Below are 19,522 nucleotides of genomic sequence, written 5' to 3'. Positions count from 1 at the left end.
GCGAACGGGCCAATCAAACCGTGGCGCTGGCGCTCATCACCTGGCGGCCGTCGGCGGCAAAGGCGCCCAGTTCGTATCCCGCATCCTTGCTGCGCAGCACGAGGTGCAGCATTTCGCCGCAGATCGCCGGGGAAAGGCCCCGGAACGCGAAGGTTTTCAGCGCATTGTCGCCCAGTTCGCGCTGCGCCAGATCGAGCAGCAGGCTGGCTGTCAGCGGTCCGTGAACCACCAGGCCGCGATAGTTCTCTTCGCCTGCAGCATAGGGCAAGTCGTAATGGATGCGGTGGCTGTTGAAGGTCAGCGCGGAAAAGCGGAACAGCAGCGGCTCGGCGGGCACCAGCGCGCGGTGCGCAGACCAGGCCGAGGGATCGAAGCTCCCCTCGCCCAGCGGCGGCGGGGCGGGCGGCGTGCCGGGCTCGGCCGGGGCGCGGTAGACCAGCGACTGCACTTCGCTGACCGCAAGGCCGCTTTCCCCATGCGTTTCGTGCGCCACGTCGACGAAGACCAGCTGGCCTGAGCCGCCGGTCTTTTCGGTAACCGAGGCAACGCGCGAGGTGCGCCTCACGCGCTCGCCCACGCGCAGGGGGGCATGGAACTCCACCTTGCTCGAAGCCCACATCCGGCGCGGCAGCGGCACGGGCGGCAGGAAACTGGCCGGACTGTCATCGCGCAGCGGGTGGCCATCCGGCCCGAGCGAAGCAGTCGACGCATCGGGCAGGCACAGGCACCAGTGCAGCGCCTGCGGCACCGTGCCATCGCCGGGCGCAGCGCGATCGAGCGTGGCGAGCCAGCGCGTGGCCATGGCCTCGTCGACCCGGTCGCCGCGCTGTTCCTCGCGCCCGATCCAGCTGCTCCAATCGCTCATCAGTTGCGTCCTTCCAGCAGCCCGCGCGCGATCACCTGCGCCTGGATTTCGGCCGCGCCTTCGAAGATGTTGAGGATGCGCGCATCGCACAGCACGCGGCTGATCTCGAACTCCAGCGCATAGCCGTTGCCGCCGTGGATCTGCAGCGCGGCATCGGCGTTGCTCCACGCGGTGCGCGCGGCGAGCAGCTTGGCCATGCCGGCCTCGATATCGCAGCGCTTGCCCGAATCCTTGGCCCGCGCGGCGGCATAGGTCAGCTCGCGGGAAAGGATCAGGTCCGCGAGGCTCATCGCCAGCTTGTCGGCCACGCGCGGGAAAGCGGCGATGGCCTTGCCGAACTGCTTGCGGTTCAGCGCATAGTCCAGCCCCAGTTCCAGCGCGCGGCGGGCCACGCCCACGGCGCGCGCGGCGGTCTGGATCCGGGCGCCCTCGAAAGTGCGCATCAGCTGCTTGAAGCCCTGCCCCTGTTCACCGCCCAGCAGCGCCTCGGCAGGCGCGCGCATCCCATCGAACGAGAGCGCATATTCGCGCATCCCGCGATAGCCGAGCACCTCGATCTCGCTGCCGGCCATGCCTTGGGCCGGGAACGGATCGGCGTCGCTCCCGCGCGGCTTGGGGACCAGCAGCATCGAGAGGCCCGCGTAACCCTTGGCATCGGGCAGCGTGCGGGCCAGCAGCGTCATCAGGTCAGACCGGCTGGCGTGGGTGATCCAGGTCTTGGCCCCGTCGATCACCCAGTCGCCATCGGCGTCCTGCCGGGCGCGGGTTTGCAGCGAGCCAAGGTCGGAGCCGGTATCGGGCTCGGTAAACACGGCGGTCGGCAACACTTCGCCGCTTGCGATCTTCGGCAGCCACTGCGCCTTCTGTTCAGGCGTGCCGCCCTGCGCGATCAGTTCGCCCGCGATCTCGCTGCGGGTGCCGAGCGAGCCTGCGCCGATCCACCCGCGCGACAATTCCTCGGTAACCAGGCACATCACCAGCTTCGACAGGCCCAGCCCGCCAAACTCTTCGGGGATGCACACGCCGAAGGTGCCCAGTTCGGCCATCGCGGCCACGGCGCTATCAGGGATCAGATCGTTTGCCAGATGCCACTTGTGGGCATGGGGCAGGATTTCGGCCTCGGTAAAGCGGCGGAACTGGTCACGGATCGCATCGAGATCGCTGTCGTGAAAGCTTTCGGACGGCCAATGCCCGGCGGCCAGCAGAGCGGCCACCTCAGCGCGGGTTTCGGCGTGGTCGGCATCGATCAGCGCTGCGCAGGCATGGGCCAGATCGCGCGCGGCAGCGCCAAGGCCAAGGTCAGCCGGGCGGACGATCTCGTTCTGGCCCATCGGCAGACCGCCGACGAGCTGCCCCAGCGTTTCGGCAAAGGCCAGCCGCGCAACCTTGGCGTCGATCGGGTTGGCATCGCCATTGGCGTCCAGCCAGCCCGCCACCGCTTCAAGCGCGGCCACGCTGGTTGCGATCCAGGCAAAGCCGTGGGCGGCGCGCTGGTGCGCGTCGATCCGCTGGCCTTCCAGCCGCTCGGCCAGCGCGGCCTGGGCCTGCGCGAGATAGCCCCGCGCCGCGCCCAGAACGTGGCCGTAATCGGCCGCGCTCATGCCTTTTCGAACACCGCCGCGATGCCCTGACCGCCGCCGATGCACATGGTTTCAAGCCCGTACTTCACGTCGCGGCGTTGCATTTCGCGGGTGAGGTTGGCAAGGATGCGCCCGCCGGTCGCCCCGATCGGGTGGCCCAGCGAAATGCCCGAGCCGTTGACGTTGAGGATATCGTGGCGGCTGTCATCGTCCGACCAGCCCCAGCCCTTGAGGCAAGCCAGCACCTGCGGCGCGAAGGCTTCGTTAAGCTCGATCAGGCCGATGTCGCTGAACGACAGGCCGTTGCGGGCGAACAGGCGCTCGGTTGCGGGGACCGGGCCATAGCCCATACGGCTGGGATCGCAGCCTGCCGCCGCCCACGAGTGGAAATATGCGATGGGTTCGAGGCCCAGCTCTTCCAGCTTGTCTTCCGCGACCACTAGGCAGGCGGCGGCGGCGTCGTTCTGCTGGCTGGCATTGCCCGCCGTCACCACGCCGCCTTCCAGCGCGCGCAGCTTGCCCAGCGTTTCCATGCTGGCGTCGGCGCGGTAGCCCTCGTCGTGGTCGAACAGCACCGGATCGCCCTTCTTCTGCGGCACGGCGACGGGGACCAGTTCGTCGGAGAAGAGGTTGTTCTTCCAAGCGGCGGCGGCGCGCTGGTGGCTGCGCACGGCATAGGCGTCGCAGGCCTCGCGGCTGATGTTCCAGTCCTTGGCGAGGTTTTCGGCCGTCTCGATCATGCCCGAGATCACGCCGTAGCGTTCAATCGGCTGGCTCATCACACGCCCGCGGGTCAGGCGGTCATGCAGGGTGAGGTTGCCCGCGCGCACGCCCTTGCGGATGTCGGTGCTGTAATGCTCGACGTTCGACATGGACTCGCACCCGCCCGCGACGACCACGTCGCTCATGCCGGTCTGCACCATCATCGCGGCGTTGATGATCGCTTGCAGGCCCGAACCGCAGCGGCGGTCAAGCTGGTAGCCCGGCACTTCTTCCGGCAGCCCGGCAAGCAGCCACGACCAGTGGCCAATGCACGGCGCTTCGCCGTTGCCATAGCCCTGGCTGAACACCACGTCGTCAACCCGCGAAGGGTCAATCTTGGTGCGCGCCATCAGCGCTTTCAGGATTTCAGCGCCAAGCTGTCCTGCGGTGAGCGAGGACAGCGCCCCGCCGAACTTGCCGACGGGCGTACGGATGGGAGAGACGATAGCGGCGCGGCGAAGTTGGGTCATCGGTCGGTTCCTACAATTCCGGTGTCGATCAGGCGGGCGAACTCGCCCGAGGAGAGGTTGAGGCGGCTGGTGAGCACTTCCTCGCTGTGCTGGCCGTTGCGCGGCGCGGGCTGGGGCGCCCCCCGTTCCTGCTGCGGAATGGTGCCGAACGCCCCGGCGGCGGGATAGGCAAACCCCGAGGGGTTCGCGTCGAACGCGCTGAACATCGGGTTGCCCCCGACCAGGCGCGAATCCTGCGCCGCGTCCTGCATGGTGCGATAGGCCGAATGGACGATTCCCGCACCGTCGAGCGCTGCGGCAAGATCGGCATGGGGACGCGCGCCGATGGCGCTTTCGAACAACGGATAGAGCGCATCGCGGTGCGTGTAGCGCAGCCCGTCGTCAGCCGCGAAGCTGACGCCGCGCGCGGCTTCGATCGCGGCGATCCGGTCGCCCAGATCCAGCGCCGCAATCAGGTTCGCCCACTGGCGGTGGGTGACGACCACGATCATCGTGCGCTGGCCATCGGCGGTGACGAAATCGCGCCCGAACAGGCCATAGACCGCATTGCCAAGGCGCGGACGGTTCTCGCCCGAATATAGCACTTCGGCGATCCCGCCGAGGTTGGCGACCGTGCCGATGGCGACGTCCGACAGGGGGATGCGCACTTCGCTGCCCTCGCCCGTCACGGCGCGGCGCTGGATCGCGGCGAGCAGCGCAAAGGCGGCATAGGCGCCCGAGAGCAGGTCCCAGGCGGGCAGCACGTGGTTGACCGGTTCCGGCCCCGGCCCGGTCAGCATCGGATAGCCGACCGCGTTGTTGACCGTGTAATCCAGCGCGGGCGCGCCATCGGCCCAGCCCATTACGCGGACCGTGACCAGATCGGAGCGGCCTTCGGACAGCTTGGCGTGGGACAGGAAGCCCTCGGCCGGGAAGTTCGTGATAAACTGGCCCGTCGCGCGGACCAGTTCCTTCAGCAGTTCGCGCCCCTCGGGCACGCCGAGGTTGAGCGCGACCGACTTTTTCGCGCGGTTGAGGTTTTCCCAGTAGAGCGAGTTGTTCTCTGCCGTCACCGGCCAGCGGCGATAGTCCGGCCCGCCGCCGACCTGGTCGACGCGGATCACCTCGGCCCCGAACTGCGCGCAATAGAGCCCTGCCGTGGGCGAGGCGACGAACGACGACGCCTCGATCACCGACAGGCCGTTAAGGAGCTGGTACACGCCCCTTAGCCCTGTTCCGCCGCCCATTCGCGCAGCATGTGCTTGGCGATCTGGAGCTGGAGGATCTGGGTCGTACCTTCGTAGATGCGGTAGATGCGCGCATCGCGGAAGAAGCGTTCGGCATCGTATTCGGCGAGGTAACCCGCGCCGCCATAGACCTGCACCACGCGGTCAACCACGCGGCCGCACATCTCGGAGGCGAAGACCTTGAAGGCCGCGGCCTTGCGCAGCACGTTCTCGCCCCGGTCAGCGCGGGCGGTGACATCGGCCAGCATGGATTCGGCGGCGTAGATCTCGATCTCGCTATCGGCGAGCATCTGCTGGATCAGCTGGAACTGCGCGATCGGCTCGCCAAAGGCCTTGCGTTCGTTGGCATAGCGGATCGCGCTGTCGAGCGCGCGGCGGGCATAACCGGTGGAGGCCGCGCCGACCGAGATGCGGCCGTTGTCGAGGCTCTTCATCGCATAGACGAAGCCCTTGCCCTCGCTGTCGCCCAGCAGGGCATCGGCGGGGAGGTGAACGTCCTCGAGGATGATGTCGGCAATGTGGCTGCCCGACTGGCCCATCTTCTTGTCCGACTTGCCGACCGAAACGCCCGGCGTATCCATCGGCACCAGGAAAGCCGAAACGTGGGCGTTCTTGGGCAGCGCTTCCTTCGAGGTGCGCGCCATGATCAGCGCCACCTTCGCGAAGGGCGAATTGGTGATGTAGCGCTTGGTGCCATTCAGCACCCAGCGGTTGCCGCTCTTCACCGCCATGGTCTGCATCGCCGCCGAGTCCGAGCCGGAGCCCGGTTCTGTCAGGCCAAAGCAGGCGATTTCGCCTGCAGCAAGGCGCGGCAGCCATTCCGCCTTCTGCGCCTCGGTCCCGCCGTTCTTGAGCGCGGAGCAGACCATCCCGATGTTGATCGAGATGATCGAGCGGAACGCGGGCATAGCATAGGCCAGCGTCTTGATCGTCTGCGCATACTGCGCAACGTTCATCCCCGCGCCGCCGTATTCCTCGGGCATGGTCAGGCCGAACAGGCCCATGTCGCGCATTTCCTGCAGGATTGCGTCGGGGATCAGGTCGGTCTCGATGATCTCCTTTTCAGCCGGGATCAGGCGTTCGCGCACATAGCGCTGCAGCTGCTCTATGAACTGTTCGAAGACGTCGGCGTCCATTCCGGTGGTGCTCATGGGCTTGGCCTCAAATGGGATCGTAGGGGAAGACGTGGGCGCTAACTTCGTCCGCGCGCGCGAAGCTGGGCTTGAAGGCGGGGATCAGTTCGTCCGCGATAGTTTCCGGCGTCCAGCCTTCGACCTTGGTCATCGAGCGGATCGGGCGCGGCTTGTTATAGAGCACGATCTCGTTCTTGCGGACCGAAAAGATCTGGTTGCTCACGTCCTTCGAAGCGTCGGAGGCGAGATAGACCACCAGCGGGGCGATCTTGTCCGCGCTCATCGACTTCATCCGCTCCACGCGCAGCTTCTGCTCGGGCGTTTCGGCGGGGATCGAGGCGGTCATCCGGCTCCACGCGAAGGGCGCGATGCAGTTGGAGCGCACGCCCACGCGCGCCATGTCGAGCGCGATCGACTGCGACAGGGCAACCAGGCCCAGCTTGGCCGCCGAATAGTTGGCCTGGCCCACGTTGCCAATCAGGCCCGAGGTGGAGGTGAAGTGGATGAAGCTGCCCGACTGCTGCTCACGGAAATAGGGGGTTGCCGCCTTGCAGACGTTGAACGGACCGTTGAGGTTGACGTCGATCACCGCGCGCCAGTCTTCATGGCTCATCTTGTGCCAGATGGTGTCGCGCAGGATGCCCGCGTTGTTGACCACGGCGTCGATCCGCCCGAAGCGCTGCACCGCGTCCTCGATGATCGAGGTCGCGCCAACCGGGTCAGCAACGCTGGCGAGATTGGCGTGCGCCTTGCCACCTGCGGCGAGAATGTCGTTGACGGTTTCTTGCGCCGGACCGGCATCGCCGCCTTCGCCGCCGCCGCCCACGCCGGGATCGTTCACCACCACGGCTGCGCCATGTTTCGCGCAGAGCAGCGCGATTTCACGGCCCACGCCGCGCCCCGCGCCGGTGATCGCCACAACCTTGCCCTCAAGCATTGCCGGCATTCGACTCTCCTCTCGTCTTCATCTTCGCAATGCCGCGCGGGTCTGAAAAGTCAATTCAGTATCTGGAATTGCTTTTCACGGGGTTGAAAAGTAGCATGGCCTGATGCCCGGTCCCGTCCGCTCCGTTTCGCAAGCCTTCGCCATCCTGCGGCTGCTTTCGTCGCACCCGGCGGGGCTCACGCTGTCCGCCATTGCCCGCGAACTGGGGCTCAGTCCGTCAAGCTGCCTCAACCTGCTGCGCACGCTGGTGGCTGAAGGGATGGCCGAGCGCGGTGGTGCTGAAAAACTCTACCGCGCCGCTGCCGCGTGGGACCGGCTCGATTTCGCGCGCGGCGCGGTGGAACAGGTGATCGCCCGCGTCATGCCGGCGATGCGCGCCTTTGCCCAGGATCACGAAGCCACCGTGGGACTATGGTACGCGGTATCAAACGCCCGGCTCGAACTGGTTGCCCTTGCCGAAAGCGGCGCGGCCACCAGCATTCACATGGTCGTGGGCCAGCGCCAGCCGATCGGCGGCGGGGCAACCGGACGCGCCCTTGCGGCCAGCGAAGGCCTGTCCGTGGCCGACCTGCGCCGCCGCTATGACGCCGTGCGCTGGGCGACCCCGCTAACCTTTGCCGACTATGCGCGCCAGGTCGAACGGGCGGCGACGGCTGGTTACGCCTTCGACAATGGCTTTGGCCACGCCGGGATCTGCTCGTTCGGGGCGAAACTGGGCGGCACCGGACCCGCCCGGTTCTGCCTTTCCGCCTCGGTCTTCGCAGGGTCGCTGAGCGAGGCGGGGATCGTCAGGGTTGGTGAAGCGCTCGCCAGCCTTGCCGCGAGCGCCTAACCTGCGGGCTTGTGCGCAGGCTTGGCAGCAGACGCGCCAGACAATCCCTCGCGCGGGGCGGGCACGGCTTCGGCAGGCAGACGTTCATCCTCAAGCATTTGCGCCGCCTCGTCGAGCGCCTTGGCCTCGCCCACGGTAACGCCCCCGGGACCGGGCTCGTTGTCGCCCTTGCCGCAGCCGCCCAGCGCAAGAACGGCGGAGGCAAGCAGCACAAGTGACAGGCGGCAGCGCTGGAGCATGGTCATGCCCGCAAGCATATCGCCAGCGCGCGCAAATGCAAAACGGGCGGCTTCGCACAAAGCAAAGCCGCCCGCCCTCGGTGAACTGGTAATGCTTACTTGGTTGCCGGCGCGGCGGTTGCATCGGCACCCGGTTCGGCGGCCGCATCTGCCGCAGGGCTCGCATCGACGTCGGTGATCGCTTCCTCGGCAGGCATTTCGACGTTCTCGGCCTGGCCACCCTCCTTGGCGGTTTGGGTTCCGCCGCACGCCGCAAGGGTCAGCGATGCGACAGCAGCGAGGACGATTGGGGCGAGCTTATTCATGAAACGGACCTTTGCAATTTGTATCAGCCGACTCGGAACCGGAAAGTGGCCATTTGGCGCTTCCGACCGATCATTGGACGAACATACTAGGCAAGCGATCCCACGCTGCCAACCCGGCAAATCCCCTGCATGAACACCCGCGCGGACTTAACTACCCCAGGGGAGTTGCCATCATATAAAGAAATCTTTATATCGCCCTGCAATGAAGATCGACCCCACCCTGCGCGCCCTGGCCGACATGACCCGCCTCAGGATCATGCGCCTGCTTGCCCACATGGAGCTGGCCGTCGGCGAACTGGCGCAGGTGCTGGGGCAAAGTCAGCCGCGCGTCTCGCGCCATGTGCGGATCCTGTGCGATGCCGGCCTGGCCGAGCGCCGCAAGGAAGGCAGCTGGGTATTCCTGCGCAGCGCGATCGGGGAAAACCGCGCGCCGCCATTGGGAGCCGCCGCCGCCCGTCTGCTGGCCGTCGCCGAACGCGACGACGCCCAGTTCAGCGCCCGCTGCGCCGAGGATCGCCGCCACCTTGCCGCGATCCGCGCCGCGCGTGAGGCGAGTGCGGAAAACTACTTCGCCCGCCATGCCGCCGAATGGGATACCCTGCGCAGCCTCCACACCCCCGATGCGCCGGTCGAAGCGGCGCTGGCCGCCGCGCTGGGCGATGGCGGCCTTGGCGACCTGCTTGATGTGGGCACGGGCACGGGCCGCATGGCCCACCTGTTCGCGCCACGCGCGCGCCACGTCACCGCCTTCGACAAGAGCCCGGACATGCTCCGGCTCGCTCGCACCCGGCTACAGGACCTGCCAGCCGATCAGGTCGAACTGGTCCAGGGCGATTTCACCGCCTTGCCGTTCGGCGACGGCGCCTTCGACACGCTGCTGTTCCACCAGGTGCTGCACTATGCCCAGGCGCCCGAGGTGGTGCTGGCCGAGGCCGCCCGCGTTACCCGACCCGGCGGCACGGTGGCGTTGGTCGACTTCGCAGCGCACGACCGCGAAGACCTGCGCACCAGCCACGCCCACGCCCGCCTCGGCTTTTCCGACGAGCAGATGCTGGCGCTGCTGTCCAACGCCGGGTTCGAGGCCGCGCCGCCGGTCGCGTTGCCGGGCAAGCCATTAACCGTGAAGATCTGGACCGCCCGGCGCACCGCCGCCCCCCACCCGGCGCACAAGCGCGCCACTGCCCAGGAGCACCGTTCATGAGCCCCGCCACCACCCTGCGCGGGGTTGAAGACCGGCCGCTGTTCGTAACCATCCCTGGGGATTTCCGGGTTTCGTTCGAATTCTTCCCGCCCAAGACCGAGAAGATGGAAGAACAGCTGTGGGACGCGGTGGTCGAACTTGCCCCGCTTGCTCCCAGCTTCGTCTCGGTCACCTATGGCGCGGGCGGCTCCACGCGTGAGCGCACCCATGCCACCGTGGCGCGGATCGCGGGCGAAACCAACCTGCCGCCCGCCGCACACCTGACCTGCGTCGCCGCGAGCAAGGACGAGATTGCCGATGTCGCCGACCGGTACTGGGAAGCAGGCGTGCGCCACGTGGTTGCGCTGCGCGGCGATCCGCCGCCCGAAACCGGCGGAAAGTTCGTGCCGCATCCCGATGGCTATGCCAGCGCCGCCGAATTGGTGGCTGGCCTGAAAGCGCGCCACCCCTTCGAGATCTCGGTCGCGGCCTATCCCGAAGTGCACCCTGAGGCGCTCAGCGCCCAGGCCGATCTCGACAACCTCAAGCGCAAGATCGACGCCGGGGCGGACCGGGCGATCACCCAGTTCTTCTATTCGACCGACGCCTATTTCCGCTTCCTCGACAAGGTGCTGGCTGCCGGGATCACCGCGCCGATCCTGCCGGGGATCATGCCGGTCACCAATTTCGCCGCGATCCGCCGGATGAGCGGCAACACCGAGATTCCGGGCTGGATGGTGAACCTGTTCGAAGGGCTCGATGCCCTGCCCGGACCGCGCGCGCACATCGCCGCCGCCGTCGCGGCAGACCTTTGCCGCCGCCTTTACCAGGGCGGCGTGCGCGACTTCCACTTCTACACCCTCAACCGCGCCGACCAGACCTATGCGATCTGCCACCTGCTCGGCCTGCGCCCCAAGGTATCTGCCGAATGAACGCCCGTGAAACCCTGCTGGCCCAGGCGGCCAAGCGCATCCTCATCACTGATGGCGCCTTCGGCACCGAGATCCAGCGCTGGAAGCTGAGCGAGGCCGACTATGCCGGGAGCCTGGGCCTCGCCAAGGACCAGAAGGGCAACAACGACATTCTGGCCCTGACCAAGCCCGAAGTGCCCGAATCTATCCACCGTGCCTATTTCGAGGCCGGGGCCGACATCGCCGAGACCAACACCTTTTCCGCCAACCGGATCAGTCAGGCCGATTATGCCGCCGAACACCTGGTGCGCGAAATCAACCTTGCCTCGGCCCAGCTGGCCCGCCGGGTCGCCGACGAATTCGCCGCCAAGGATGGCCGCCCCCGCTTCGTCGCGGGCGCGATCGGGCCGACCAACAAGACGCTGTCGCTCTCCCCAGACGTCAACGATCCCGGCTTTCGCGAGATCGACTGGGACCATCTGGTCGAAGTCTACCGCGAACAGGCCGAGGCGCTGGTCGAAGGCGGGGCGGACTTCATCCTCGTTGAAACCGTGTTCGATACGCTCAACTGCAAGGCCGCGATCATGGCGGTGAAGCAGCTGGAACAGACGCTGGGCCGTGAAGTGCCGCTGATGCTGTCGATGACGCTGACCGACCTGTCGGGCCGCAACCTTTCGGGCCACACGGTCGAGGCGTTCTGGTATGCCGTGCGCCATGCCCGTCCGGTGACGGTGGGGCTGAACTGCTCGTTCGGAGCCAGCCAGCTTCGCCCGCACGTACGCGCCCTGTCGCAGATCTCCGACACGCTGATCATGGTCTACCCCAACGCCGGGCTGCCCAACGAACTGGGCGAATACGACGAAGAGCCCGAAACCACCGCCGCCCTCGTGCGCGAGTGGGCCGAACACGGGCAGGTCAACGTGCTGGGCGGCTGCTGCGGATCGACCCCCGATCACATCGCCGCGATTGCCCGCGCCGCCGCCAGCCTGCCGCCGCGCGCCCTGCCGCAAATCCCGGTCGCGACGCGCCTTGCCGGCCTTGAACCCTTCGTGATGGCGGACTGATCCCATGACCCAGCAAATCGCAACCTTCGTCAACGTTGGCGAACGCACCAACGTGACCGGCTCGGCCGCGTTCAAGAAGCTGATCCTCGCGGGCGACTATGCCAAGGCGGTGGACGTCGCGCGCCAGCAGGTCGAAAACGGCGCGCAGGTGATCGACGTCAACATGGACGAGGGCCTGCTCGACGCGGTCGAGGCGATGACCACCTTCCTGAAACTGATCGCCGCCGAACCCGATATCGCCCGCGTGCCGGTGATGATCGACAGTTCGAAGTGGGACGTGATCGAGGCGGGACTGAAATGCGTGTCGGGCAAGCCGATCGTCAATTCGATCTCGATGAAGGAAGGCGAGGACGCCTTCCTGCACCATGCACGGCTGTGCCTGGCCTATGGCGCGGCGGTGGTGGTCATGGCCTTCGACGAAAAGGGCCAGGCCGACACGAAAGACCGCAAGGTCGAAATCTGCGAGCGCGCCTACAAGCTGCTGACCGGCATCGGCTTCCCGCCCGAAGACATCATCTTTGACCCCAACGTGTTCGCCGTGGCGACGGGCATCGAAGAGCATGACCGCTACGCGCTCGACTTCATCGAAGCCACGCGTGAGATCAAGGCCCGCTGCCCGCACGTCCATATCTCGGGCGGGCTGTCGAACCTCTCGTTCAGCTTCCGCGGCAACGAGACCGTGCGCCGCGCGATGCATTCCGTGTTCCTCTACCACGCGATTCCCGCAGGCATGGACATGGCGATCGTCAATGCCGGCCAGCTCGACATCTATGACCAGATCGACCCGGTGCTGCGCGATGCCTGCGAAGACGTGATCCTGTGCCGCCCTGTCGAAGGCGAGCAGACCGCCACCGAGCGCCTCATCGACCTTGCCGAAAGCTTCAAGGGCAAGGACGCCGCCCAGGAAAAGGCCGCCGAGGAATGGCGCGGCTGGGACGTGGTGCGCCGCCTCGAACACGCGCTGGTCAAGGGCATCGACGCCCACATCGTCGAGGATACCGAGGAAGCCCGGCTGGAAATTTTCGCCCGCAAGGGCCGCCCGATCGAAGTGATCGAAGGCCCGCTGATGGAAGGCATGAACACGGTCGGCGACCTGTTCGGTTCGGGCAAGATGTTCCTGCCGCAGGTGGTGAAATCGGCCCGCGTGATGAAGAAGGCGGTCGCCCACCTGATCCCCTTCATCGAGGCAGAAAAGTCCGAAGGCGCGAAAGCCAAGGGCAAGATCGTGATGGCGACCGTCAAGGGCGACGTCCACGACATCGGCAAGAACATCGTGGGCGTCGTGCTCCAGTGCAACGGCTATGAAGTGATCGACCTTGGCGTGATGGTGCCGTGGTCGACGATCATCGAAACCGCGCAAAAGGAAGATGCGGATATCATCGGCCTGTCCGGCCTGATCACCCCCAGCCTCGACGAGATGGTCACCGTCGCCGAGGAAATGCAGCGCGCCGGGATGGACATTCCGCTGCTGATCGGCGGGGCGACCACCAGCAAGGTCCACACCGCGCTCAGGATCGACCCGGCTTATGATGGCCCGGTGATCCACGTGCTCGATGCCAGCCGCGCCGTCGGCGTCGCCTCGCAGCTGCTGTCCGACACCCAGCGCGATCCCTTCGTCAAGGCCACGGCGGACGAATACAAGCACGTGCGCGATGCCCGCGCGGGCAAGGGCGGCACCAAGCTGATCAGCCTTGAGGACGCGCGCGAAAACGCCTTTGCGCCCGACTTTTCCGACAAGGCGCCGCCACCCGACCAGCCGGGGCTGCACGTGTTCCCCGAATGGGATCTGGCCGACCTCGTCGACGTTTTCGACTGGACCCCGTTCTTCCGCGCCTGGGAGCTGGCGGGCACTTACCCCGCGATCCTCGATGACGAAATCGTGGGCGAAAGCGCCCGCAATCTCTTTGCCGATGCCCAGGCGATGCTGGACAGGATCGTTTCCGAAAAGTGGCTGACCGCCAAGGCCGTCGCGGGCTTCTGGCCCTGCGCCCGGCACGGTGATGACGTGATCCTGCACCCGCACGACGACGAACTGTCGGTGCGCCTGCCGTTCCTGCGCCAGCAGTTCGCCAAGAGCCGCGGCCGCGCGAATTTCTGCCTGGCCGACTTCATCGACCCCGATGGCGACTGGCTCGGCGGCTTCGCGGTTGGCATCCACGGAATCGAGCCGCACCTCGCCCGCTTCAAGGCGGACAACGACGACTATTCCGACATCCTCTTGAAAGCCCTCGCCGACCGCTTCGCCGAGGCCTTTGCCGAGCGCCTGCACCAGCACGTGCGCACCACGCTATGGGCCTATGCACCGGGCGAGCAGCTGACCAATGAGGCCCTGATCCGCGAGCAGTATCGCGGCATCCGCCCTGCCCCCGGCTATCCCGCCTGTCCCGACCACAGCCTCAAGCCGATCCTGTTCGATCTGCTCGGCGCGCAGGAAAATGCCGGAATCGTGCTCACCGAAAGCCAGGCGATGCTGCCGACCTCGGCCGTGTCGGGCTTCTATTTCGCGCACCCGGAAAGCCAGTACTTCGGCGTGGCCACGATCGGCCGCGACCAGCTGGCCGACTATGCCGCGCGGCGCGGGATCGATCTGGCCATCGCCGAGCGCTGGCTACGCCCAAACCTCGATTGAGCGGGCCGGCACCTGCCTATTCGGGCAGCTGCTGGTCCGACCCGCCGAACGCGCCGGGGAAGTCGGCGAACTTAGGCAGCCCGTCCTTCATCGGCAGAACCGTTTCGGCGTAATTGATGTGCAGGCCGGGCGTGAAGTTCAGGTCCGGAATGGTGGCGGCGAACACATCGACCACGCCAAGCCCCGGATGCCCGGTCATCAGGTGCCCTCCGCAAACCGTGCAGTACTTGCGGTCGCTCACCGGCGTCTTGTTATAGGTCGCAACCTTGTCGTCACCGGCGGTGATCCTGACGTTCTCGGGCTGCCACAGCGTGAAGGCGTTGACCGGCCCCCCCGACCACGAACGGCACGAGCGGCAATGGCAATAGCCCATGCCTTCCGGTTCACCGCTGACTTCGATCTTCACCGCACCGCAGAAGCATTCGCCAGCATAGGTCATGTGCATCTCCTCCACCTGATGAGCCGAAGGTATCACGAGGGCGCGGGCGCGACGAGTCATCTTCCTTTCGTCCGCCGCCAGGCTATCGTCGCGCCATGTTTGCCAGACTCTTGCTGACCGGCCTCGTCCTGCTTGCCGTGCCCGCGCAGGCGCTTCCCCCGGCGACCGTTGCCGTGACGTTCGACCGCCACCACGTGCGCCCGGTGCTGGTCGAAGGCTTGGCCGACCGGGCAAGCGGGAGGCCGGTCACGCCTGACGATCCGGTCCGGATCGCGAGCGTTTCCAAGCTGGTTACCGCGCTGGGGGTAATGCGGCTGGTCGATAGGGGCCAGCTCGACCTCGACCGCGACGTGTCGGACTACCTTGGCTGGAACCTGCGCAACCCGGCCTTTCCGGATCGGCCGATCACGCTGCGCCAGTTGCTTTCCCACCAATCCAGCCTGACCGACGGGAGCGAGCTCTACATCGTCCCGCTGGGCATGACCCTGCGCGAACGGCTGGCCGATCCGCGCGTGTGGGACAGCGAACATCCGCCGGGTTCCGGCTGGTTCCACTACACCAATCTCAACTTTCCGGTGATCGCCAGCGTGATGGAACGCGTAACCGGAGAACGTTTCGACCGGCTGATGCAGCGGCTGGTGCTGCGGCCGCTGCAGCTCGATGCCTGCTATAACTGGTCGGGCTGTTCGCCGCAGGCCGCACAGCGCGCAGTAGTGCTCTACCGCGCCGATGGCGAGGTGGCGAAGGACGATCTTGGCGGCGTCCTGCCCCAATGCCTGGTGGTGCCCGCGGCGGACGGATCGTGCGATCTTGCCGGCTATATCCCGGGCTGGAACGGAGCGCTGTTCTCGCCCCAAGGCGGCCTGCGGATCTCGATGCGCGATCTCGCCAAGGTCGGCCAGATGCTGGCGCGCGGGGGCAAGGGGTTTCTTTCCAAGGCTGCCTTCGCGCAGCTGACCGGCGTCCAGTGGCGCTTCAATGGCGCCAACGGGCTGGGCGAGGACGGGACGGCGAGCGGCTTCTTCTGTGGCTATGGCCTTGCCATCCATACCATCGGCGCGGGCGGGACAGGTTGCCACGACGACCTGTTCGGCGACGGCGTCATCCGGATCGGCCACTCGGGCGAGGCCTATGGCCTGCGTTCGGGCCTGTGGCTCGATCCCAAAACCGGGCGCGGGATCGCCTTCTTCACCACCGCCGTGCCCGACGATGCGCCCAAGGGGCAGAGCGCCTTCACCGCGATCGAAGAATCCGTTGTGGAGAGAAGCCACCTTCGGCCTTTGCGCTGAGCTGCCCGCACCGCTAGGCGGGTAGCGCAATGCCGCCCCAGATCCTCGACACGCTTCACGCCACCTTTGGCTTCACCGCTTTTCGCGGGGTGCAGGACCAGGTGGTGGACCGCGTCATGGCCGGGCAATCGACGCTGGCCGTCATGCCGACGGGCGCGGGCAAGTCGCTGACCTATCAGCTGCCCGCCGTGATGCTCGATGGCACCTGCGTGGTGATCTCCCCGCTGATCGCGCTGATGCACGACCAGCTCAAATCGGCTGAGGCCAACGGGATCCGCGCCGCCAGCCTGACCAGCGTCGACCTTGACCGCGGGCTGACCATGCAGCGGTTGCTGGATGGCGATCTCGACCTACTTTACGTCGCGCCCGAACGCGCCAGTCAGTCGCATTTCCGCGAACTGCTTTCACAAGCCCGGATCAGCCTGTTCGCGATCGACGAGGCGCACTGCGTGTCCGAATGGGGCCACGATTTCCGCCCCGACTACCGCCTGCTGCGCCCGCTGATGGACGCCTTTCCCGACGTGCCGCGCCTGGCGCTGACGGCCACGGCGGATGCCCATACCCGCGCCGACATCCTGACCCAGCTGGGCATTGCGCCGGACGGGCTGATCGTCGCGGGGTTCGACCGGCCCAACATCCGCTATGCCATCCGCCACCGCGACAATCCGGTGCGTCAGCTGACCCAGCTGATGGCCGAGCAGCCGGGGCCGGGGATTGTCTATGCCCCGACCCGCAAGAAGGTGGAGGAGCTGGCCGAAAAGCTCGCCAGCACCACCGGGCGGCGGGTGCTGCCCTATCACGCGGGGCTGGACCCGGCGGTGCGCGCGGGCAACCAGGCGGCCTTCGTGGCCTCGGAAGACATGGTGATGGTGGCAACCGTCGCCTTCGGCATGGGGATCGACAAGCCCGACGTGCGCTTCGTCGCCCACGCCGGCATCCCCAAGTCGATTGAGGGATACTACCAGGAAACGGGGCGCGCGGGGCGTGACGGCGATCCCAGCGTGGCGGTGATGCTGTGGGGCGCGGAAGACTTCGCCCGCGCCCGGATGCGCACCATGGAGGTGGAGGAAACCCGCCGCGCGGGCGAACGCGCGCGGCTCGATGCCCTCGCCGCGCTGGTCGAAACCGCAGGGTGCCGCCGCGCGGTGCTGCTGCGCCACTTTGGCGAGCATCCGCCCGAGACTTGCGGGAACTGCGACAACTGCCTCGATGCGCCTTCGGTGCTGGATGCAACCACGCTGGCGCAAAAGCTGCTCTCGGCGGTCTATCGCACCGGGCAAAGCTATGGCTTCGGCCATATCGAAAAGGTGCTGACCGGCCACAGCGACGAGCGCATCGCCGCGCGCGGGCACGATCAGCTATCGGTGTTCGGTATCATCGAGCCGGACGAGGCACCGCAGCTGCGCGCCTTGGTGCGCGCGCTTCAGGCGCGCGGCAGCCTGGTGCCGACCGAGCATGGCGGGCTGGCACTGGGCAGCGATGCCCGCGCGATCCTGAAAGGCGAGCTGCCGGTGCTGATCGCGCTGCCGCCCAAGCGCGAGACCGCGCGCAAGGGCCGCCGGGGTTCCTCTGGCGGGGTCAACCCGGTGGGCGATCCGCTGTTCGATGCGCTGCGCGCGCTGCGCCGCGATCTGGCCGTGGAGGCAGGCGTGCCGCCCTATGTGATCTTCCACGATTCCACCTTGCGCGAAATGGCCGCGGCCCGCCCCGCCAGCCTTGCCGCATTGGGCGAGATTGGCGGGGTGGGCACCCGCAAGCTTGAGGCTTACGGCGACGCGTTCCTCAGTGTGATCAGGCAGTATTGAGTCCCTCGCCGCGCGTCTTCCAGAGCGAGTAGCCGACCCCGGCGGCGATCAGGCCAACGGTCACGCCAAGGCTGGCAAGCGGCGGGAACTTCGCGCCGCCCAGCAGGAAGTCGGAGACGAAGATCTTCGCGCCGATGAACACCAGCACAGCGGCCAGCGCATACTTGAGGTAGTGGAAGCGGTGCACCATCGCCGCGAGCGCGAAGTACAGCGCGCGCAGGCCCAGGATCGCCATGATGTTGCTGGTATAGACGATGAAGGTATCGGTCGTGATCGCGAAGATCGCCGGCACCGAATCCACCGCAAAGACCAGGTCGGCAAGGTTGATCACAACCAGCGCCAGGAACAGCGGGGTCACCGCTGTCGCCAGCTTGCCGGTCTTTTCATCCGGGACCTTCACGAAGAAGTGCTGGCCGTGATGCTCCTTGGTCACCCGCATATGGCTGGAGATCCAGCGGATCGCGGGGTTCTTCGACAGGTCGGGTTCGTGGTCGGTCGCCCAGAACATCCGCACTCCGGTGTAGATCAGGAAAGCGGCGAAGATGTAGAGTACCCAATAGGCTTCGGCGACCAGCGCTGCACCGGCAGCAATCATCGCGCCGCGCAGTAAGATCACTGCGAGAATGCCCCAAAGGAGCGCACGGTACTGGTATTTGGCCGGCACGGCGAAGAAGCTGAACACCAGGCTGATCACGAAGACGTTGTCGATCGACAGCGCCTTTTCGATGAAGAAGCCGGTGTAGAACTTCATGCCAAGGTCGGCGCCCTTCTCGATCCAGACCCACGCGCCAAACGCCATGGCGACCGAGATGTAGAACAACGAGAGCTTGAGCGATTCGGAAATGCCCATCGCGCGGTCTTCCTTGTGCAGTAAGCCAAGGTCGAACACGGTGAGCGCGAGCACGAGGCCGACGAACGCCAGCCAGAACCAGACCGGCGTTCCCAGCCAGTCCATCATCAGAAATTCCATGGAAATTGCCCCTGTTCAAATGGGGCACCGGCGCGGGCAACCCTGGGGTGCCGCACCGGTGCGAAGTGGACCTGCCTGCGGTCAGCCCTGAACGGGCCGGGTCAGCCGGGGCCGGGCGAAGCGGGCCAGCCGGTCCTTGATCGCCAGTTTCAGCTTCTTGAGCCTGCTGATTTCGGCCGGATCGGGCCGCAGGCGCGCCATTGCCAGGCGCAGCTGTTCATCGAGCTGCTGGTGGCGCCGCATCAGGTAGAAGGCTTTGTCGGTCATTTCACTGCACCCTTTCGTGTCAAAGTGACGTACGATCGGATGTGCCGAGCCTTGGATCGGACCTTGGGATGGGGGGCATGGACCGGACCCAAGGCATCGGCATCATCCGATGCGGTCCGACATCACGCAGCGAGGCTTCAGTAGAGGGGGGGAGAAGCCTGCGCCGCGCCAGAGGGGCCCGGTCCCGCAAGATTCTTTTACGACCGATTCGGTCTGATTTCAACCCCAAACTGCCTGCAAATCCGCTTTCATTTGACAGCCCTGACGAATCCGATATCAAAGTGATATCACTTTTTCGGAGGAAGTCCGATGATCGATTCGCATCCCGACATGACCGCAAGCAAGGAATTCCGCGCCTGGAGCACCAGCGGTTATGTGATGTTGGGCCTGTTCGTCATGCTCGCGCTCTGGCTCGCCCTGCGCGTGGTCGCCTTTGCTAGCGTTTCCGGCGATTACAGCCCGGAAGGCGTCTATATCGACGATAGCCAGGCCCTGTTCTTCGCGCTCGGCACCTTTGCCCAGGCGGCGGCCCTGGTGATCATTGCCAAGGGTTTCTACATGATCCAGCCCAACCAGGCCGCCGCGATCACGTTGTTCGGCTCCTATCGCG

Annotated in this window: 18 protein-coding genes and 1 pseudogene; 8 read left to right on the top strand and 11 right to left on the bottom strand. The window is 66.4% G+C overall.

Annotated elements, in window-relative coordinates:
• Window positions 1–13: 13 nt before the first annotated feature.
• From ACE3SN_RS07845 to ACE3SN_RS07820, 6 genes are read right to left on the bottom strand one after another with little or no spacing between them, the layout of a single operon-like run.
• Window positions 14–865, bottom strand: a complete 852-nt coding sequence (locus ACE3SN_RS07845; RefSeq protein ID WP_374529024.1) for a MaoC family dehydratase N-terminal domain-containing protein — start codon at window positions 863–865, stop codon at window positions 14–16.
• On the bottom strand, window positions 865–2,466 hold the full coding sequence (locus ACE3SN_RS07840) for an acyl-CoA dehydrogenase family protein (RefSeq protein WP_374529022.1): 1,602 nt from the start codon (window positions 2,464–2,466) through the stop codon (window positions 865–867). The genes ACE3SN_RS07845 and ACE3SN_RS07840 overlap by 1 nt, the downstream gene beginning before the upstream one ends.
• Entirely contained in the window at window positions 2,463–3,677 is a 1,215-nt protein-coding gene (locus ACE3SN_RS07835; RefSeq protein ID WP_374529020.1) for an acetyl-CoA C-acetyltransferase, read from the bottom strand. Before ACE3SN_RS07835 ends, ACE3SN_RS07840 begins: the two co-directional genes overlap by 4 nt.
• Window positions 3,674–4,876 (bottom strand): CoA transferase, encoded by a 1,203-nt coding sequence (locus ACE3SN_RS07830; protein ID WP_374529018.1) that lies wholly within the window; start codon window positions 4,874–4,876, stop codon window positions 3,674–3,676. Before ACE3SN_RS07830 ends, ACE3SN_RS07835 begins: the two co-directional genes overlap by 4 nt.
• A 5-nt stretch (window positions 4,877–4,881) precedes the next feature.
• The gene (locus tag ACE3SN_RS07825; protein ID WP_374529016.1) at window positions 4,882–6,054 is read right to left on the bottom strand and encodes an acyl-CoA dehydrogenase family protein; all 1,173 of its coding nucleotides are present in this window, start codon (window positions 6,052–6,054) and stop codon (window positions 4,882–4,884) included.
• Between the two features lie 10 nt (window positions 6,055–6,064).
• The gene (locus ACE3SN_RS07820) at window positions 6,065–6,982 is read right to left on the bottom strand and encodes an SDR family NAD(P)-dependent oxidoreductase (protein ID WP_374529014.1); all 918 of its coding nucleotides are present in this window, start codon (window positions 6,980–6,982) and stop codon (window positions 6,065–6,067) included.
• A gap of 103 nt (window positions 6,983–7,085) precedes the next feature.
• Here ACE3SN_RS07820 and ACE3SN_RS07815 point away from each other — a divergent pair, with 103 nt between their 5' ends.
• The gene (locus ACE3SN_RS07815; protein ID WP_374529012.1) at window positions 7,086–7,814 is read left to right on the top strand and encodes an IclR family transcriptional regulator; all 729 of its coding nucleotides are present in this window, start codon (window positions 7,086–7,088) and stop codon (window positions 7,812–7,814) included.
• On the opposite strand, the gene ACE3SN_RS07810 is transcribed toward ACE3SN_RS07815, so the two are convergent.
• Window positions 7,811–8,059, bottom strand: a complete 249-nt coding sequence (locus tag ACE3SN_RS07810) for a hypothetical protein (protein WP_374529010.1) — start codon at window positions 8,057–8,059, stop codon at window positions 7,811–7,813. The genes ACE3SN_RS07815 and ACE3SN_RS07810 overlap by 4 nt on opposite strands.
• Before the next feature lie 89 nt (window positions 8,060–8,148).
• Entirely contained in the window at window positions 8,149–8,358 is a 210-nt protein-coding gene (locus ACE3SN_RS07805) for a hypothetical protein (RefSeq protein WP_374529008.1), read from the bottom strand.
• Window positions 8,359–8,560: 202 nt separating this feature from the next.
• On the opposite strand from ACE3SN_RS07805, the gene ACE3SN_RS07800 reads away from it, so the two are divergent.
• The 4 genes from ACE3SN_RS07800 to metH are packed head-to-tail and all read left to right on the top strand — an operon-like array spanning window position 8,561 to window position 14,142.
• Window positions 8,561–9,559 (top strand): ArsR/SmtB family transcription factor, encoded by a 999-nt coding sequence (locus ACE3SN_RS07800; protein ID WP_374529005.1) that lies wholly within the window; start codon window positions 8,561–8,563, stop codon window positions 9,557–9,559.
• Complete coding sequence (metF, locus tag ACE3SN_RS07795) at window positions 9,556–10,470, top strand: methylenetetrahydrofolate reductase [NAD(P)H] (RefSeq protein WP_374529003.1); 915 nt, start codon at window positions 9,556–9,558, stop codon at window positions 10,468–10,470. The genes ACE3SN_RS07800 and metF overlap by 4 nt, the downstream gene beginning before the upstream one ends.
• Window positions 10,467–11,513, top strand: a complete 1,047-nt coding sequence (locus ACE3SN_RS07790) for a homocysteine S-methyltransferase family protein (RefSeq protein WP_374529001.1) — start codon at window positions 10,467–10,469, stop codon at window positions 11,511–11,513. Before metF ends, ACE3SN_RS07790 begins: the two co-directional genes overlap by 4 nt.
• A 4-nt stretch (window positions 11,514–11,517) precedes the next feature.
• Entirely contained in the window at window positions 11,518–14,142 is a 2,625-nt protein-coding gene (gene metH, locus ACE3SN_RS07785) for a methionine synthase (RefSeq protein ID WP_374528999.1), read from the top strand.
• A gap of 16 nt (window positions 14,143–14,158) precedes the next feature.
• On the opposite strand, the gene ACE3SN_RS07780 is transcribed toward metH, so the two are convergent.
• Window positions 14,159–14,581: a GFA family protein gene (locus tag ACE3SN_RS07780; protein ID WP_374528998.1), complete on the bottom strand. Its 423-nt coding sequence runs from the start codon at window positions 14,579–14,581 to the stop codon at window positions 14,159–14,161.
• Between the two features lie 95 nt (window positions 14,582–14,676).
• Between ACE3SN_RS07780 and ACE3SN_RS07775 the strand changes: the two genes are divergently transcribed.
• Together ACE3SN_RS07775 and recQ are read left to right on the top strand one after the other, a co-directional pair.
• A complete protein-coding gene (locus ACE3SN_RS07775; RefSeq protein ID WP_374528996.1) occupies window positions 14,677–15,870 on the top strand; it encodes a serine hydrolase domain-containing protein in 1,194 nt (397 codons plus the stop codon).
• A 29-nt stretch (window positions 15,871–15,899) separates the two neighbouring features.
• Window positions 15,900–17,675 carry a DNA helicase RecQ gene (recQ, locus tag ACE3SN_RS07770; protein ID WP_374528994.1) on the top strand — a complete coding sequence of 592 codons (1,776 nt, stop codon included), beginning with the start codon at window positions 15,900–15,902 and terminating at the stop codon, window positions 17,673–17,675.
• Here recQ and ACE3SN_RS07765 read toward each other — a convergent pair.
• Entirely contained in the window at window positions 17,662–18,645 is a 984-nt protein-coding gene (locus ACE3SN_RS07765; protein WP_374528992.1) for a TerC family protein, read from the bottom strand. The genes recQ and ACE3SN_RS07765 overlap by 14 nt on opposite strands.
• An 81-nt stretch (window positions 18,646–18,726) precedes the next feature.
• On the bottom strand, window positions 18,727–18,912 hold the full coding sequence (locus ACE3SN_RS07760) for a YdcH family protein (RefSeq protein WP_374528991.1): 186 nt from the start codon (window positions 18,910–18,912) through the stop codon (window positions 18,727–18,729).
• A 309-nt stretch (window positions 18,913–19,221) separates the two neighbouring features.
• Between ACE3SN_RS07760 and ACE3SN_RS07755 the strand changes: the two are divergent.
• Window positions 19,222–19,522: pseudogene (locus tag ACE3SN_RS07755) on the top strand (SPFH domain-containing protein); the annotation flags it as partial.

It is taken from the genome of Novosphingobium sp. (genome assembly GCF_041915465.1).
Taxonomy (GTDB): domain Bacteria; phylum Pseudomonadota; class Alphaproteobacteria; order Sphingomonadales; family Sphingomonadaceae; genus Novosphingobium.
Note: the sequence above shows the minus strand (reverse complement) of the source record. Positions and strands in the feature narration are given on the sequence as shown.

Excerpts from the sequence above, each read along its gene's own strand:
- ACE3SN_RS07845 (WP_374529024.1), bottom strand. The coding sequence starts at position 865 with ATGAGCGATTGGAGCAGCTGGATCGGGCGCGAGGAACAGCGCGGCGAC.
- ACE3SN_RS07840 (WP_374529022.1), bottom strand. The coding sequence starts at position 2,466 with ATGAGCGCGGCCGATTACGGCCACGTTCTGGGCGCGGCGCGGGGCTAT.
- ACE3SN_RS07835 (WP_374529020.1), bottom strand. The coding sequence starts at position 3,677 with ATGACCCAACTTCGCCGCGCCGCTATCGTCTCTCCCATCCGTACGCCC.
- ACE3SN_RS07825 (WP_374529016.1), bottom strand. The coding sequence starts at position 6,054 with ATGAGCACCACCGGAATGGACGCCGACGTCTTCGAACAGTTCATAGAG.
- ACE3SN_RS07820 (WP_374529014.1), bottom strand. The coding sequence starts at position 6,982 with ATGCCGGCAATGCTTGAGGGCAAGGTTGTGGCGATCACCGGCGCGGGG.
- ACE3SN_RS07815 (WP_374529012.1), top strand. The coding sequence starts at position 7,086 with ATGCCCGGTCCCGTCCGCTCCGTTTCGCAAGCCTTCGCCATCCTGCGG.
- ACE3SN_RS07810 (WP_374529010.1), bottom strand. The coding sequence starts at position 8,059 with ATGACCATGCTCCAGCGCTGCCGCCTGTCACTTGTGCTGCTTGCCTCC.
- ACE3SN_RS07805 (WP_374529008.1), bottom strand. The coding sequence starts at position 8,358 with ATGAATAAGCTCGCCCCAATCGTCCTCGCTGCTGTCGCATCGCTGACC.
- ACE3SN_RS07800 (WP_374529005.1), top strand. The coding sequence starts at position 8,561 with ATGAAGATCGACCCCACCCTGCGCGCCCTGGCCGACATGACCCGCCTC.
- metF (WP_374529003.1), top strand. The coding sequence starts at position 9,556 with ATGAGCCCCGCCACCACCCTGCGCGGGGTTGAAGACCGGCCGCTGTTC.
- ACE3SN_RS07790 (WP_374529001.1), top strand. The coding sequence starts at position 10,467 with ATGAACGCCCGTGAAACCCTGCTGGCCCAGGCGGCCAAGCGCATCCTC.
- metH (WP_374528999.1), top strand. The coding sequence starts at position 11,518 with ATGACCCAGCAAATCGCAACCTTCGTCAACGTTGGCGAACGCACCAAC.
- ACE3SN_RS07780 (WP_374528998.1), bottom strand. The coding sequence starts at position 14,581 with ATGACCTATGCTGGCGAATGCTTCTGCGGTGCGGTGAAGATCGAAGTC.
- ACE3SN_RS07775 (WP_374528996.1), top strand. The coding sequence starts at position 14,677 with ATGTTTGCCAGACTCTTGCTGACCGGCCTCGTCCTGCTTGCCGTGCCC.
- recQ (WP_374528994.1), top strand. The coding sequence starts at position 15,900 with ATGCCGCCCCAGATCCTCGACACGCTTCACGCCACCTTTGGCTTCACC.
- ACE3SN_RS07765 (WP_374528992.1), bottom strand. The coding sequence starts at position 18,645 with ATGGAATTTCTGATGATGGACTGGCTGGGAACGCCGGTCTGGTTCTGG.
- ACE3SN_RS07760 (WP_374528991.1), bottom strand. The coding sequence starts at position 18,912 with ATGACCGACAAAGCCTTCTACCTGATGCGGCGCCACCAGCAGCTCGAT.